The sequence below is a fragment of the Algoriphagus terrigena DSM 22685 genome (genome assembly GCF_000429445.1).
Lineage (GTDB): Bacteria > Bacteroidota > Bacteroidia > Cytophagales > Cyclobacteriaceae > Algoriphagus > Algoriphagus terrigena.
In genome coordinates, this window is record NZ_AUBW01000005.1 from 311,182 (window position 1) to 327,549 (window position 16,368).

The 16,368-nt window shown below is 48.0% G+C and carries 11 protein-coding genes; 3 read left to right on the forward strand and 8 right to left on the reverse strand.

Features of this window, described 5'->3' with window-relative positions:
- Window positions 1–26: 26 nt before the first annotated feature.
- From G459_RS0105620 to G459_RS0105630, 3 genes are all read right to left on the reverse strand, one after another.
- Window positions 27–1,880: a RagB/SusD family nutrient uptake outer membrane protein gene (locus tag G459_RS0105620; protein WP_026966765.1), complete on the reverse strand. Its 1,854-nt coding sequence runs from the start codon at window positions 1,878–1,880 to the stop codon at window positions 27–29.
- A gap of 12 nt (window positions 1,881–1,892) precedes the next feature.
- Window positions 1,893–5,081, reverse strand: a complete 3,189-nt coding sequence (locus G459_RS0105625) for a SusC/RagA family TonB-linked outer membrane protein (protein ID WP_026966766.1) — start codon at window positions 5,079–5,081, stop codon at window positions 1,893–1,895.
- Window positions 5,082–5,342: 261 nt separating this feature from the next.
- On the reverse strand, window positions 5,343–5,996 hold the full coding sequence (locus tag G459_RS0105630; protein ID WP_026966767.1) for a Tll0287-like domain-containing protein: 654 nt from the start codon (window positions 5,994–5,996) through the stop codon (window positions 5,343–5,345).
- A gap of 253 nt (window positions 5,997–6,249) precedes the next feature.
- Between G459_RS0105630 and G459_RS0105635 the strand changes: the two genes are divergently transcribed.
- The gene (locus G459_RS0105635) at window positions 6,250–9,063 is read left to right on the forward strand and encodes a YCF48-related protein (RefSeq protein WP_026966768.1); all 2,814 of its coding nucleotides are present in this window, start codon (window positions 6,250–6,252) and stop codon (window positions 9,061–9,063) included.
- A gap of 167 nt (window positions 9,064–9,230) precedes the next feature.
- Here the strand turns inward: G459_RS0105635 and G459_RS0105640 are convergent, their stop codons facing one another.
- Window positions 9,231–9,755, reverse strand: a complete 525-nt coding sequence (locus G459_RS0105640) for a GNAT family N-acetyltransferase (protein WP_026966769.1) — start codon at window positions 9,753–9,755, stop codon at window positions 9,231–9,233.
- Between the two features lie 84 nt (window positions 9,756–9,839).
- A complete protein-coding gene (gene prfA, locus G459_RS0105645) occupies window positions 9,840–10,913 on the reverse strand; it encodes a peptide chain release factor 1 (protein WP_026966770.1) in 1,074 nt (357 codons plus the stop codon).
- Between the two features lie 111 nt (window positions 10,914–11,024).
- Here prfA and G459_RS29375 point away from each other — a divergent pair, with 111 nt between their 5' ends.
- A complete protein-coding gene (locus G459_RS29375) occupies window positions 11,025–11,258 on the forward strand; it encodes a Kazal-type serine protease inhibitor family protein (RefSeq protein WP_084454348.1) in 234 nt (77 codons plus the stop codon).
- 21 nt (window positions 11,259–11,279) lie between these two features.
- Here G459_RS29375 and glmS read toward each other — a convergent pair whose 3' ends face one another.
- The 3 genes from glmS to G459_RS0105660 form a co-directional block, all read right to left on the reverse strand.
- Window positions 11,280–13,121, reverse strand: a complete 1,842-nt coding sequence (gene glmS, locus G459_RS0105650; RefSeq protein ID WP_026966771.1) for a glutamine--fructose-6-phosphate transaminase (isomerizing) — start codon at window positions 13,119–13,121, stop codon at window positions 11,280–11,282.
- A 122-nt stretch (window positions 13,122–13,243) separates the two neighbouring features.
- Complete coding sequence (locus tag G459_RS0105655; protein ID WP_169725000.1) at window positions 13,244–14,653, reverse strand: DUF4270 family protein; 1,410 nt, start codon at window positions 14,651–14,653, stop codon at window positions 13,244–13,246.
- Entirely contained in the window at window positions 14,580–15,392 is an 813-nt protein-coding gene (locus G459_RS0105660) for a glycogen/starch synthase (protein ID WP_026966773.1), read from the reverse strand. Before G459_RS0105660 ends, G459_RS0105655 begins: the two co-directional genes overlap by 74 nt.
- A 125-nt stretch (window positions 15,393–15,517) precedes the next feature.
- Here G459_RS0105660 and panC point away from each other — a divergent pair, with 125 nt between their 5' ends.
- Window positions 15,518–16,366: a pantoate--beta-alanine ligase gene (panC, locus tag G459_RS0105665; RefSeq protein WP_026966774.1), complete on the forward strand. Its 849-nt coding sequence runs from the start codon at window positions 15,518–15,520 to the stop codon at window positions 16,364–16,366.
- Window positions 16,367–16,368: the final 2 nt, after the last annotated feature.

Consider the following 16,368-nt stretch of genomic DNA (forward strand, 5'->3'; position numbering starts at 1 on the left):
GGGATAGCTCAGAAAGTTAATCAGGATTATTGATCGTATCCCGGATTTTGAACCAAATCAGAATTTCGGTTCATCTCATCCCGCTCGATCGCGACATAGTACATCTTGTCCAACCACTTACGGTTTTCCTTACCCGGATCCATGTCGATCACTTTGTATACGTAATTGTAGATCGTCGGATCGTACTTGTAGGTGCTGAGCGATTGACCCGGCTTAAATGTCGCGGTGATATTGATCCCATTTGCCTGTCTGGCAAATGCCTGCGGAGCAATCATCCAACGACGCGCGTCATGGTAACGCTGCTCTTCGTAAGCCATCTCGATTCTTCGCTCGTTTCTGTAGCGATCTCTCAAAGCCTCGCCGGTTTCGGTCACAGCTGGCTGGCCTACACGGAATCTGATCTGGTTAAGCCAAGCTTTAGCCTCAGCTTCCTGACCCAATTCGATGGATGCTTCCACGTAGTTCAACACTGCCTCAGTGTATCTCAATACCGGCCAAGGAACTTGCTGGTAAGTATTCTGATCCACAATTGCAGGATTTGCATCGATAAACTTACGGAAATAGTAACCTGTATACGAACCGTTCCAATCTTCGATTGGGCTGTTTCGGGTATCCAATCCGAAGTGGGTACCGGTACCTCCGGTGATCTCATAAGTACCAGTCTGGATCTGACCCAGTGGATCTCTTGGCTGGTTAGCAGAGGATCTTGGCTTCCACTGAGCTCCGTCATAGAGCACGGAAGCGTAGAATCTTGCGTCTCTGTTTACATACGGCGCAGCTGCATGGGCAGGATTGCTCCAAGAAAACTTGGTACCGTCCATCATCTCGTAGTCATCAATCAGGGTCTGGACAGGTGTATTCCCAGCCCAGTTGTTGTAGCCGTTTGGACCGTTAAATAGGCCCTGACGACCACCTGCTTCCTGCTTTAGGTTAATGAAATATCTACCCAAAAGGATTTCGGCTTGACCGCCATTTCTGGCCATGGAGTTGTTGATGTAGTTTTGGATACCGGTCGCATGATCTACGGGAGCAGAAAGCCCCATTTGGTTACCGGTTGTTGCATCCAATACCGCTTTGGCAGCAGCCTGGGCTTTCTGCCATCTTTCCATTCTGTTGCCAGACGGGTAGGCTAATATCTCCAGATTGGGATAGGCAGCCAACTCCGGAGATTTTGAAGCTGCGGTCGGACCGTCGTGCAGATCACTTGCTGCATACAGGAGAACGCGTGACTTCAGAGCCAGAGCGGATACTTTGGTAGCTCTTCCTGGAATGACTGATTGGCCGGTAAGTAAGGCTTCCGCTTCATCCAAATCCTTCACGATGAAGTTTACACATTCCTCGAAGGTATTTCGGGGAGCCAGAAACGTCTCAGCATCCAGGGTATATGCATAGTCCACGATCGGGAAACCTCCATAGTATCTCAAGAGCTGATGATAATAGTAAGCTCTCATAAACTTGGCTTCTCCGATCAATCGATCAGTGCTGGCTCCAGTATGTGGAAACTTCTCGTCTGTCAATTTCTCAATTGCAAGATTGGTAGCCCGGATTCTGAGGTACATGTTATTCCAGGAGTAGGTACCACTGACCCAGCCCCTATCAGCCGAATTGGAACGAGCTTCCGTAACGGTCGTGATTCCCCGACCCGGGTGGGTAAACATGGCTTCATCCGAAAGAGAGGCAAGCATTTGTTCGTCAAATCCTCCCTGGCCGAGTCCCGAGTAGATGCCTACTACGAATGCTTCTGCCAAGTTGATGTCAGTCCATACGCTGGTCTCATCTACTTCGCCAAGTGGCCGGGTATTGAGAAAGTCATCGTTACATGCTGTAAGCGTGAAGCATGTAGCGAGCAGAATTGCAAGATAATTATTGATTCTTTTCATGATTCACAAATGTTAGAAAGTGACATTAAGACCGGTGCTGATCACTCTAGCCTGAGGATAGTATTGTCCTGTGCTGTTGTTTGTTTCCGGATCATATACCTTCAACTTATCCCAAGTGAACAAGTTGATACCGTTTACATAAAGTCGCAGGTTTCTTACACCAACTTTTTCAGTAATATGGGCAGGGAAATTATAGCCCAGCTCAAAGTTCTTCAATCGGATGTAGTCTGAACTTCTGAACCAGTAGGTGTTTCCTCCAGAGTAATACTGATCACTTCTGTTGGCAATTCTAGGATCCACACTGCTTGGGTTGTCGATCGTCCATCTGTTTTCATAGATATCTAACAGATAGTTGCCGATGTTTCCAGACTCGCCTGCGCTAACATACTGTCTCGCGCCTGCGGCACCCTGGAACAGAACAGACAAGTCAAAATTCTTCCACGCCGCGTTTAGGTTAATCCCGCCTTGGAAGGTTGGAATGTCGTTGTTGTCCATTCGAACACGATCCTGTGGTGTGATCTTACCATCTCCGTCGTAATCCTGGTATCTCATATCACCGGGACGAAGGTTGTTGCTGATCGCCGTATAGTCAAGCGATTCGGAATCAATGTCTTCCTGGGTAGCAAATACGCCATCATATTGGTACACCAAGTTGGTATTCATCGGCTTTCCGGTAGACATCTGCCACTCCGGTGCTCCCGGAGCCTCATCCCAGTAGAGGATCTTGTTTTTGGCATAACCACCATTCACTGATGCAGAGAACGTGACAGGACCGAGGTTACCGCGGTAGCCAAGGTTCAAATCGAAGCCTTTGTTTTCAACCTCGCCGATGTTTTCAGCAGGAAGGATCAAACCGGTACTTTGAGGAACCGATGCGTTCTTTCTCCAAAGGATGTTGGTTCTCTTGTTATAAAACACATCAAACTCGAAGAAGATCTTACCCTGAAGGAATTGTCCTTCAAAACCCAAGTTGGTGTTGTTGGCAATCTCCCAAGTCACCCGGGTATTAGGAATGCGGTTTTCAACCAGGGTCTTAACTTCTGTCCCATTTACAATGTAAGAACCGAATCCATACGTAGACAGGAACTGATACTCCTGCAATGACGCTCCGTTTTGCCCATCATGATCAAAGAAGATCTGGTCGTTACCCAACTGACCCCAAGATCCTCTGATCTTGAAGAAGTCAAAGGTCTTGCCCAGGGTGTTCTGCCAGAAGCTCTCGTCAGAAACCACCCAGCCCAACATCACTCCCGGGAAGAAGCCATAGCGGGTATCTTCAGGGAAGAGATAGGAACCGTCATATCTCCAAAGGAACTCTGCAAGATATTTCTCCTTATAGTTGTAAGACACCCGGCCGAAGTAGTTCAAACGAGCTCTCTCGTAAGCCCCACCGCCGTTGTTTTTTTCCAAGTCACCACCGGCAAACATCTGGTCGATAGCTGTAGACAAGAAGTATCTTCTAAAGGCATTGAAGTTATTGCTTTGGACAGTTTCTTTATTGAAACCTGCGAGCACATTTATGGTATGGTTATCTGCAATTACTTTGTCATAGGAAGCCACTGTACCCAAGAGAATGTTAAGGGTATTTTCGTTTTCCTCGAAAAGATTGGGATCTGCCGGTCCTCTTTTGGAAGGAACCAAGACTGGAGTGACGCCATCTTCCTCAAAGCCTGAACCTAACTGGTACAAGGTCCAAGGGGTTTGCCATAGTTTTCGGAAGCGCATGGTCTTATCCACAGCCGCAGTTCCAGTGACCTTTAAGCCTTCCACCCCTGGGATCTTGATCTCCAAGGTACCATTGGTCTGGAAGTAATCGCGGGTGTCACGATCGTAACCCGTCTGGTTGGTGGTGATCACGACCGGGTTTTCACCGTTTTCGATATCCGGTCCTGGACGGCCATCTGGCCAGAAAGCTGGCTGGTTGGGCTTACCACGCATCTGCATACGGAAGATCGATCCTGCACTACGCGTAGGGTAGAAGCGTCGCTCCTCACGTCCCATCAATCCAATACCCACTTTGATGTATTTGTTGATGTTAGCATCCAGGTTCATCCGAATGTCATACTGTTTGAAGCCTGTAGCAGATTGTTTGTAGTAGCCATCCTGATCCTGGAAACCGATAGAGGTCATGTACTTGACATTGTCAGTACCGCCGACCAACTGTGCATTTATTCTCGTCTGTGGAGACCATTCCTTCAGCGTGGCATCATACCAGTCGGTGTTGGGATAGAACCAAGGATCGGAGCCATTTCTATATAGTTCCAGTTCGTCAGGACTATAGGGAGCATTTCTAAGCTGGCCATTGGGACGAAGGTATTCGCCGTTGTTTTTGTAGGCCGCGTTAGCTGCATCCCATTCGTTGACTGGCAAGGCATATATATCCAGATCATTAAGCATTTCTGCATACTGAGATGCATTGGCAAGATCCGGAACTACAGTAGGCTGAGCCCAGCCCTGATTGACTTGGAAAGTCAGCTCAGGCACGCCGCTTTTACCTCTCTTGGTAGTCACCAAGATGACACCGTTGGCAGCACGCGAACCGTAGATTGCAGCCGATGCATCTTTCAATACAGAGATGCTCTCGATGTCGTTTGGATTCAATCGGTCGATCCCGCCAGCACGTGCCGGAATTCCATCGATTACTATCAATGCATCGTTGTTACCCAGTGTATTGGAACCTCGGATACGGATCGATGATCCATCAGCCCCAGGCTCACCGCTTCTGTTGACCGCTACCACACCAGGCATACGGCCGGCGATGGAGTTGGAAAGGTTGACAGAAGGGGACTTGGCCAGTTCACCACCTTTTACAGTAGCTACGGAACCTGTGATGGTTTCCTTCTTTTGCTCACCGTATCCGACCACGATCACTTCTTCGAGTGATTTCGTATCAGGACCAAGTCTGATGTCAAGTTGGTTTTGAGAACCAACCACGACCTCTTGGGTAAGGAAGCCCACAAAGGAAAAGACCAGAACGGACTCATTAGATGGGACCGACATTTTAAATGCACCATCCACATCGGTGACGGTACCTGTAGTGGTACCCTTGAGGATGATCGATACTCCGGGAAGCGGTAGATTATCCTCGCCGGATATAACAACTCCAGACACCTCCCGGGTCTGAGCCTGTGCAGTACCTAGATAGAGTAGGCACATCAAGAATGTCAGGCTGAATAGCCTCACATGAGTAGAGATTTTCATAGGCAGTTTTGGGTTAATGAAAATTAAACCACAATGTCAGCCATTTTTGGGCTAAATGCCTAACTGTTTACTGCCAAAAACCAACTGTATTCTGCTGCTTTAGTAAACGGAAAAGCAAATAGCCGCCTTTTATAAAGAAAAACAGGGAAACCGCATCCTGTAAATCCTAAAAAATGTTAACTTTTTTTCTTGCAAAATTTACTTTTTTTCGAGAACAGGAAAATCACCGAAACCTTCTTTCCTTGCCCGTAAGAGGAATATTTAAAGTCTTTTCACCACCTCTTTCTTTGGAATTTTGACCGACCACATCCCCCGCAGATCTCCGACTTTGTGGCCGATCGCTTTGTCATCCGGATAGAGTTCCCCCAGCTTTTTGAAGGTACTTTCATCCAATTCTTTTCCAGCCTCTCCATGACAGCTCAAACAAAACCCGCTGGGAATCACGATGGGTTTGGTATATAAGAATACGTCGCCACCCGATATCTTCTGGATATTTGGGTCACTTTTCCCACCGCTTTCCGCGGTGTATTCATAGGCCTCCAAGATTTCCTTTTCTTCCCCTGTGGGCAGGCTTTGCGGATTTCGGTTGCTATTGGATACCCGTCGGATCTCGACGCCGTAGGTTTCGCCAACTTCACCCACGAGCGACAAGGCATTGACATTGCAGAATTCCAAAGCCTCCGCGGTACCTTTTTCTTCAATGGCCTTTTGCAAGGCTGCCATCAACTGGGCTTGCGCTTCGTTTGTGATCGAATCGCCCCAAATCATTGCCTCCTCAATGATCTCGACCTCCGTCAGGCGTTTCACTTCCATCGACTCATTTACCTGCTCAAAGGTCTCCTTGGATATTCTATCCCGGGGTTCGCAGGACGACAATGAAATGGATGCTACGAGGATGGTTATGATTTTTTTCATCTGTTTATAATTTGTTTTTAGCGGTCAGATAGCCTGTCCCGATCCGCCGCGGCGGATCGGGAGAATCTTGGTTAATAGTCATACCCCTGTGTGAGAAGCATTTCTCATGGGTATTTCATGGCATTATCAATTAAACCATAAATTTATCATGCTATTTAAGAATTCAGGTGAAAGCGATTGATTATCTTAAAACCGTGTCTCCACTTTCCGACAAATTACATTCTCGCCCAAGCAGCTTTTGTTTTCATAAAATATGAAGAGACTCCTGTCTGTTTTTCTTTTTTTCCTGCTCATCTCATCAGATGCTGTCACTCAGACCTTAACCCGCATGCAAAGCTGGGGGCTCGATTTCGAATCAATCACATGGAGAAATGCCCAAGAAGGCATCGTGGTAGGGGAAAGGCTTATCGTCCTGACAAGCGACGGAGGAGCCACCTGGGAAGAGGTCTTGCAAAAGTTCGACACGAGGTTCTATGATGTTGTCTTTGTTGGAGAAGGCAAGGCCGTCGCTGTCGGCGACAGCGGTGCCATCTACCTCACAGGCGACGGGGGCAGAAGTTGGCAGAAGAAGGAATCAGGAACTCAAAACACCCTGCTCAGCATCGCAAAACTTTCCGATTCCCTCCTTTTCGCAGTAGGTGAAAAGGGGGAAATCGTGAGCTCCACAGATTCCGGCGAAACCTGGAAAAAGGTATCCAGCGGAACTGCTCTCCGGCTGAACGAAATCACTTTTTCAAATGAAAATACCGGATTCATCGCGGCAGACGGGGGAAAAATTCTAAAATCAACAGACAAAGGGAATACCTGGGCCCTTTCGGGTCTTGCTCAAAGCGACGCCCTGTATGGGATCGCCTTTTCGAGCGAGTCGATAGGCTATGCTGTTGGTGAAAACGGCCTTTTCGTCAAAACCGTGGACGGCGGATCGACTTGGCCAGTATTGAACTCCACCACCACCAATACGCTGCGGAAGGTCGCCATCAGTCCACTGGATGCGAGGATAGTCACCGCAGCAGGTGATTTGGCAACTATGGTCAGAACCGCCAACTCGGGAACATCATTTACCAAACGCAGTCTCGGTGCTGGCAATATCCGAAACCTCAAGTCCATCGCATTTATACCCGGTAGCAATCTCGCTTCGACAATAGGTCAAGACGGCTACCTCAGCAACTCCGGCAATGCTGGAACGAGCTGGACGCAAAAACTGGCTGGGATCAGAAACAACTTTACAAGTGCAGATTTCAAAAATGTAAACACCGGATATATCGCAGGAGAAAGGGGAGGGTTGTTCGTCACTACCAATGGTGCAACTACCTTGGTCAATCGCTCTCTACCTGAGTCTATCCTCATCCATACCATCGACTTTTGGAACACCTCATTTGGCTATGCCGGATCACAAAGCGGAAAGATCTACCGCACTTCAAATTCCGGTACCGTCTGGACTCCAGTTTTTAATCCTGCGGACCGGAGTGTTACAGGATTTTACCTTTTTGCCCCATCTACGGTTTATCTCACAGGCTCCCAAGGATATATTTCCCGGTCTTCAGACTCAGGTGTAACCTGGGATCAAACCGTGGTATCCAATACTACAGAAAATCTCAAAGACCTTACCTTCTTTGACAATGACAATGGATTTGCGGTGGGGGACAGCGGACAAATAAGTTGGACCTTTGGAGGGAATATGTGGGAGACCATCCCAAAGGTAACGGAACAAAATCTAAACGCACTGGCTAAGATCGACACAAGCCAGGCGATTGTAGTAGGCGATGGCGGAATCATCCTAAAAACAAACGACAAGGCCAAAACATGGAAAAAGATCGAATCCGGCACGGACAAAGACCTCAAGTCCGTTGATTTCTTTGGCAAGAATAACGGCTTTGTGGCAGGTGAGGACGGGTTGGCAATGGTCACAGTCGACGGTGGAGAAACTTGGAGGCCAATCGTCACAGGAACCCTCCGAAGTCTGAATGCGGTGAGTGCGGGCACGGATCAAAAGGCCTATTTCGTCGGAGAGGATGGCACTATCCTTTCATTTATCTGCTCACCTCCGACGGGTAGCTTGGGCGAAATTATGGGCGATTCCCAAAGCTGTCTGGTCAACAAATCCTATTCAGTGTCGGGACTTCCACAGGCCGGATCCACTATTGCCTGGCGGGTGGACGGAGGTGAGATTATCTCCGGCCAAGGAACCAGCCAAATCGAAGTCAAGTGGACGACCGCAGGCAGGAACGCCGTTCTCGTCAGCCGATCCAATTTCTGCGGAACCGGAGAGACATCGGCCAAGGAAGTTCAAGTCACGTCTTTACCGCCTGTAAATGTATCGATAGAGGGAGAAGGGACTGTGTGCCAGGAGGTTCCCTATACTTATTCCTTGCCCAATATTGAAGGAGTCACTTACGCGTGGACAGTCAGCGACGGACAGATCACCAAAGGACAGGGCACTCATGTGGTAGAAGTCCTTTGGAATCAAGAAGGCACCCAACAGATCACCGTCAAGCAAGAAAACTACTGCGGAGCTGCCGAGTCGATTGTAAAGGCGATCGCGGTGAATTCGGCACCCCAAGCTCCCGTGTCCATTGCCGGTGAGGCAAGGGTCGGACTGGGTGGGCAGACTTATGAGATCGAATCCATTCCCGGGCTGAACTACCGATGGGCCGTAAGCGGCGACGGCGGCAAGATCCTGTCCGGCCAGGGAACTGGAAGGGTGGTAGTTGTGTGGGAAAAGGAGGGAGATTTTGAACTTTCGGTGGAAGCCCAAAACGAGTGTGGCTTCAGCACGAAGCGAACCCTTGCGGTGAACGTGAATATTATTACGGCACTGGAGCCACTCGACGAAGGAAACCTGAAGATCTATCCAAACCCAAGTTCAGGAAACCTGACGATCACTTCAACTTCACTCGATTCTTGGGCAAGCCTCTCGGTATTCAATTCCCTCGGGCAATTGGTGGAAACGCTTCCGATAGCATCCGGCCAAGGCGAGATCTATCTACAAGGGCTCCCGAAAGGCCTTCTCGTAGTTAAGCTAGAGGGCAAAAATGGTGTCCTGTCCAAAAAGGTCTTGGTGAGGTAGCGTGAGAAAAACTGACCCACGGTCCTTGAAAGCAATCTCTGTGGAAATCTGTGTCTTTTTCTGCTGAGATCTGCGGGAAAGGGAAAAATAGAAGACTTTCAGACAAAAAATAGAACACGTCGGTTTCCCGAGAAGCAATACCACCGAACTTCAAAAAAAAGCGAAGCTTATGCTTCGTCCCGGATCATCACATACTGGAATACGTCCCCGATAGTCCCTCTCTTAATGTAGGCTCTTTTCAGGATGGCCTCCGGGATAAATCCGGCTTTCTCCAAGACACTCATGGATTCTCCATTGAAGTCATATACCTGCGCGTAGATTCGTTGGATATCGAATTTATCGAAGATGTATCTGGTGTAGAGCTTGACTGCCTCGGTGGCAATGCCCTTTCCCCAAAAAGGCTCACCCACCCAAAAACCCAACTCCATGTTGGTTCTGAGTTCGTCTTTACCCCGGTCACATCCGATCGATCCGGCCAGTTTCCCTTCAAATTCGATGGCAAAATTTTGAGGAGGATTGAATTTCTGGTTGTGTTCGATCCAATGTCTCGCATCATGAATCGTGTAAGGCTGGGGGTAGCTGTCCCTGAGATTCATGGCGATCTTGGGATTGTTGGCAAGAGGATAGAGCGAATGAAAGTGTGACTCGCTCCATGTGACTAGATTAATTTCTCTTTCTCCTGCTATAATCATAAAAACGCTTGGGTTATTTCTAAGCTCGGGCTTTTTATCCCTTCAATATACCTTCTAAATTCAATCTTGCAAAGCATGTTCCAATTACTCGATGCCGCCCGCCTGCATCTTTTCGAGGTTTTCGGCCATACGCAGCGCGGAGATAAACTCCTCGATGGCCCCATTCATCACCTCGGGTAGGTTATAGACTGTTTTGTTGATCCGATGGTCGGTGACACGTGACTGGGGATAGTTGTAGGTTCTGATTTTGTCAGAGCGGTCCCCGCTGCCTACCATGGATCTCCGCTGAGCGCCAACGGCATCGTTGTGCTTGGCAAGCTCAATCTCATAAAGTCTGGATCTCAAAACCTTAAGCGCTTTTTCAAAGTTTTTGATCTGGGATTTTTCGTCTTGACATGTTACGATCAGGCCTGAAGGGTTGTGGGTCAGCCGAACAGCGGAATAAGTCGTGTTGACTGACTGACCGCCCGGACCGGATGAGCAATAGGTATCCTTACGGATGTCATTCATGTCCAGATGCACCTCAACTTCGTCCATTTCGGGGAGCACTGCCACAGAAGCTGCGGAAGTATGCACGCGTCCCTGCGATTCGGTGGCTGGCACCCGCTGCACGCGATGCACGCCGGATTCGTATTTTAGCATGCCATATACATCCGCACCGGAGACAGTGGCAATGATTTCTTTGTAACCTCCCGCCGAGCCGAAGGTCAAATCCAGGACCGTCAATCTCCAACCCTGAATCTCGCAAAACCGCTCATACATCCGGAACAGATCTCCTGCAAAGATCGCGGCTTCGTCGCCACCGGTTCCCCCTCGGATTTCGAGGATACAGTCCTTGGAGTCATTGGGGTCTTTGGGGATGAGCAGTTGTTTTAGATCTTCCTCCAGCCCTTCCTTTCGATCCCGGAGCTCGTCCAATTCCGCCTTGGCCATCTCCCGAAACTCAGGATCTTTCTCCTTTTCCAGGATCTCTTTTGAGCTGTCGATGTTCTGCATGACGAGCTTGTATTCGTCAAAAGCGGCCACGATTTTCTCGAGATCTTTATACTCTTTGCTAAGCTTGGTGTATTTGCTCATGTCGGACATGGAGTCCGGCAGGATAATGAGTTGGCCTACTTCTTCGAAACGATCTTTGAGCGCCTGTAATTTGTCCAGCATGGGTGTTTTCTTCGCTGCGCAAAAGTAAGGATTTTATCGGCTGGGTAGTGGTGATTTGTGAAGTTGTACCTTTGTTTGTAGCGACGTGATTTGAAAATCCGTCCACTGAGTATGAGAAAATTGCCTGTCCTTCTATTCTTTGGTTCTCTATTTATCTTTTCACACTGTGAAGAAGAAAATATTCCGGAAAATTGTATCGATTCAGAAAGGATCACTTCAGGACCCTGTACTTTAGACTACACTCCGGTTTGCGGATGTGATGGCAAAACCTATGGAAATGCCTGCACGGCCGATCGCTCTGGGGTAATATCTTGGACGCCCGGGGCCTGTAACAAAAAAGACTGACATTTCTGCCAGTCTCTTGATTTATTCCACCGTCACTGATTTCGCCAGATTCCTCGGCTGGTCTACGTTGCATCCCCGCATCACGGCGATGTGATAGGAGAGCAGCTGCAAAGGCACCACTGCCACCAGAGGAACAAACGCCTCATGCACCGCAGGGATCTCGATCACGTGATCCGCGATTGCTTTTACCTGGGTGTCGCCCTCGGTCACCACAGCAATCACTTTTCCTTTCCTGGCTTTCACTTCTTGAATATTGCTGACCACTTTTTCGTAGGAACTGTCCTGAGTGGCGATAAAGAATACCGGCATTTCCTCGTCAATCAAGGCGATTGGCCCGTGCTTCATCTCTGCTGCCGGATATCCCTCGGCGTGGATGTAGGAAATCTCCTTCAGCTTCAATGCTCCTTCCAAAGCAACCGGGAAATTATATCCACGTCCCAGATAGAGCGCATTTCTCACATCCTTGTATTCGGAAGCAATATATTTGATCAGATCGTTGGTCTGAAGCGCCTTCTCAACTTTAGCCGGAATGGCTGCCAATTCATGCAGCAGCTGTATGTATTTGCTTTCTGGCAAAGTCCCTCTTTGGTAGCCAAGCTTCAAAGCCATCATCGCCAAAACGGAGATCTGTGCGGTAAAAGCTTTGGTAGAAGCCACTCCGATTTCTGGCCCGGCATGAGTGTAAGATCCCGCATGAGTTGCTCTCGGGATAGAAGATCCTACGACGTTACAAACGCCAAAAATCGTAGCTCCTTTTGACTTTGCCAACTCAATGGCTGCCAACGTATCGGCAGTCTCACCGGATTGGGAGATGGCAATGACAAAGTCTTTCTCGCTGATTACGGGGTTTCGGTACCTGAACTCTGAAGCATACTCCACTTCCACGGGCACTCTGGCAAACTCCTCAAAGAGGTATTCCGCGACCAGGCCCGCGTGCCACGAGGTACCGCAGGCGGTGATGATGATCCGCTCCGCATTTTGAAACTTATTCATGTAGTCCCGCAAACCTCCCAGTACCAAGCGTCCGGATTTAGCATCCAATCTTCCTCTCAGACAATCTGCAATGGACTTGGGCTGCTCATAAATCTCCTTGAGCATGAAGTGCTCGTATCCACCCTTCTCGATTGCTTCCAGCTCCATTTCGAGTTGGTTGATGTAAGGGTGGGTTTCCACGTTTTCGATCGTTTTGACCTGAAGTTTACCATCCCGGATTACTGCAATTTCATAGTCATCGAGATAGACCACCTTATTGGTATATTCGATGATAGGAGTGGCATCGGAAGCCAGAAAATACTCATCTTCTCCTACTCCAATGACCAAAGGTGAGCCTTTTCTAGCAGCAATCAGGGTATTCGGCTCCTCCTTATTGATCAGGACAATCGCGTAGGCACCTACTACCTTATGCAAAGCCAAACGCAGCGCTTCTTCGAGTGTACATTCGTTGTGCACAAAGATGTCTTCGATGAATTTAACGAAAACCTCCGTGTCTGTATCACTCTGGAACTTGTAGCCTTTTTGAAGAAGATCCTTTTTTAGGACCTCGTAGTTTTCGATGATCCCATTATGGATCATTGCAAACTTCTCCGAAGAGGAGTAGTGCGGGTGGGCATTTACGTCATTTGGCTCCCCGTGGGTAGCCCAACGGGTATGACCGATTCCAATTTTGGATGATAAGCCTCCGGTAGACTCCAGATGTTTCTCCAATTCGGAAACCTTGCCTTTTTTCTTATAGATACTTAAGCCTTCACGATCCAAAAGAGCCACACCGGCTGAATCATAGCCACGGTATTCCAATCTTCGAAGGCCTTTGAGGATTATGGGTAAAGCTTCCTGCTGCCCCACATAAGCGACAATTCCGCACATATTTAAAAATTATTAAAGTTGGTTTGAACTTCAGCAAAGAAACACCATTCGTGCCAAAAAAAATAATCCACTTCCCGAAAAACGGAAAGTGGATTAGAGCGACTTCAAAGAAATCGATTGAACTACCGTGTTTTCGAATAAATGACTTTCACGGTAACCTTATCTTTGTTTACTTTAAACTGACGCAGGGATCTTTTGAAATCGTCCCCGGTCTGCGGAGTTGATGCATAGAGCAGCCAGTCTTGGCGCTGCAGATCTCCCCGGTAGATCGCATTCACATGGGAGGTGATCCCTGCCAGATAGGTCTTTTCATCTGCCACGTAGCTCAAAATAGCGGCGTTTGCATACACATTGCTGGGGACTTTATCCCCATTGGAATCCAGTACGACCTGTGCTTGCCCATCCGTCTGTACATAGAGAGCAGAACTGTTAAGGGTACTTTTGATAGGCTCGTTATTCTGATCGACAAATATCATCACCATACCGCTGATAGGGTTATTTTCCTCGTCCTGACTTTCAATCTCACCCATGGAAAACAGAACCTGATTGAACGTAACACCGGATAAGGTATCCAAAAACGCATCCAATGGACTGGTATCTATTCGCAGCGCCATAGCCACTGTCGACTTCATCCCTACCAAAGGACTGACAGGATAGGATTCCCCATACTCTGTGACGACTTCCGTAGGAGTACCTGAGCGGTCAGATTTGACTCCGTTGAAACTTCTCGATGAACTGGTGTTGATGTCGTACCGTTGTGAGACCGTGTCACCAGCATAGTGATAGTAAGTCGCGATGCCGGTATTGGCGCCAAGCACCGTGCCGATCGTGGTGTTGTCACCTTCGGTTGCTTTAATTGCTATACCTGGGAAATAATTTCTGAAACTAAAGAGCGTCTGAAACTCAAATTCGTCTGTGATCTTCCCAAAAAGCTCTTCCTGAAACTCCTCCGTAACAGAAAGCCTCATGACTGTATCTCTGATATCCTCTCCGAACGTGATCTCTCCCTCCGCAAAAGCATCCGCCTGAAATGCCAGCGCATCAAAGTTGTAATAAAGCGTATCCAAGATGGGCTCTGTCAGCTTGTGTACACGATATCGCTTTGGGTTTTCCAAGTCTGCCCCATTCACGCTGACGACGTCCATATTGAAGAACATCGAATCCAATATCGCCTCATCGGTAGGTCGGTCTTTGGTAGCGTCGATATAGAGCCTTGAGAAGCCAGTGGCGTCGGTTTTGCCGAAATAAGGATCCGACTCATTTCCCACTACCAATACGGCGGAGTTCACCGCATTAACGGTATTGAACGAATCCAACAACACCAGCTGGGCATCGAGCACAAACTCTTCGTAGAATACACCAATCTGGTTATTCCCGGGCGCCAACTCGAGTCCGACGGATGCCGGGTCACTGCATGAACTGATAAGGGGTATAGAAATTAAGGCCAGTCCGGCCAGTTTAGCCCGCGAGGCTGTTGTAAATTCCAAAAAGCTCGTCATGAGCTTGCTGTTCTTCTTGAATACTGATTTCAAAATTTTTGTCTTTTGAGAAATCCTCGATGAGTTGGTTTAATTCTGGTGACACAGCAGAGCCTTTTACCACGAGGTCGGCATATTCCATCCCCATCTTGATAAAGCCTGTGAAGTCTTTGGTCTTCAAAGGTGCTAAAATAGCGTCATCGATATCCACCATCTTAACCTTGTTTAACAAATCGTCGCCAAAGGTATGTGAAAATCCATTGTTATAGATCGCAAACACAGTTTTAGTGTCTTTGAAGAGCGGCTCATTTTTGTAAGTCGTTTTGAGATACATCGGGATGAGCGCAGTCATCCAGTCATTGCAATGTACGATATCCGGTGCCCAGCCTAATTTCTTCACCGTCTCAATGACACCTTTGCAGAAGAAGATGGCGCGCTCGTCATTGTCTTCGTAAAACTTCTGCTGCTTGTCATGGAATACATGCTTGCGCTGGAAATAATCCTCGTTGTCAATAAAATAAACCTGAAGTTTTGCGTTGGGAATAGAGGCGACCTTTATAATTAATGGCTTCTCTTCATCTCCCACTGCGATATTGATTCCTGAGAGACGGACGACCTCATGGAGCCTGTTTTTCCGTTCATTGATCAGCCCAAATCTTGGCACCAAGATACGGATCTCCATACCACGCTCTTGCATAGCTTGGGGCAGGGATCGTAAGAAATTGGCTACTTCTGAAGTTTGTAAGAAAGGGTTGATTTCACTGGCAACGTAGAGGATACGTAGTTTGGACATGCTATAGGGATTTTAATGAACGTGATAAACAACGGCACAAAGATAAATAAAAAAAAGCCCGAAAGCATTGTATTTCTGGATATTAATCTACTTTTGCCCCAATTTAGCCGAAATACTACCCCTCCGTGAAGTTAATTCATACCCCGGCTGAGTGGAACCCGCTCTGGCTCAATCATCTCCAACTCAATCAGCGTATCGGCCTAGTACCCACCATGGGTGCACTTCATCAGGGCCACGTCGACTTGGTGGAGAATTCCCGCTCAAAAACCGACATTACGGTCGTTTCGATCTTTGTCAACCCGACCCAGTTTAACAATCCCGAAGACTTCAAAAAGTATCCGGTGACGCTGGATTCCGACCTGGAAAAACTCGAAAAAGCGGGGGTGGACTATGTGTTTTTGCCCTCAGTAGACACGATGTATCCGAATCTTCCGTCGCTTAAGATGGACTTTGGTGATCTGGAAAGGGTATTGGAAGGAAAATTCCGCCCTGGGCATTTCAATGGGGTAGGTATCGTGGTCTCCAAGCTTTTCCATCTGATCCGTCCACATGTTGCCTTTTTTGGTCAAAAGGACCTGCAGCAAGTGGGAATCATCAAAAGACTAGTCAGTGATCTATCTTTTCCCCTCCAGTTGACGGTCGTACCCACTCGAAGAGAAGCTGACGGCTTGGCGATGTCTTCACGAAATCTCAGACTGAATTCCAGCGAAAGATCCCAGGCGTTGATCCTATTCAAAAGCCTCGAGAAAGCAAAAGCTGAACTTTTATCGGGTAAAAAATGGTTGGAAATAGTGCGAGAAATTGAGAATGATTTCGCCGGGGTTCCTTCAGCCAGGTTGGAATATCTCCAACTGATCCATCCCGAGAGCTTCGAACACTATGTGGATTTTTCTCCAAAAGAAAAATCCTCCATTTGCGTAGCGGCTTATATCGGAGACATCCGCCTGATCGACAACCTGCCGATTATTCCCTAGTT